Below are 251 nucleotides of genomic sequence, written 5' to 3'. Positions count from 1 at the left end.
ATTGGCAACGTTTGCCAGCCACACCATGCGCCTGCAGCGGCCAGTAGCTTGAAATCACCGTAGCCCAATCCCTCTTTGTGACAAACTAACCAGACGCCCCAGTAAACACACCACAGCACCCCATAGCCCGCTACCGCGCCGTAAACCGCATCATGTAAATCAATTAATCCATACTGCGCATTAAATACCAAGCCAAGCCAGAGCAGCGGTAAGGTCAGTTTGTCGGGCAGGAGCTGAGTGCGAAAATCAAT

Annotated in this window: 1 pseudogene; it reads right to left on the bottom strand. The window is 52.2% G+C overall.

The window, feature by feature from the left end:
- Positions 1 to 251: pseudogene (gene gspO, locus AC0L27_RS41450) on the bottom strand (prepilin peptidase GspO); the annotation flags it as partial.

Source organism: Bradyrhizobium sp. Ken51, assembly GCF_055807435.1.
Note: the sequence above shows the minus strand (reverse complement) of the source record. Positions and strands in the feature narration are given on the sequence as shown.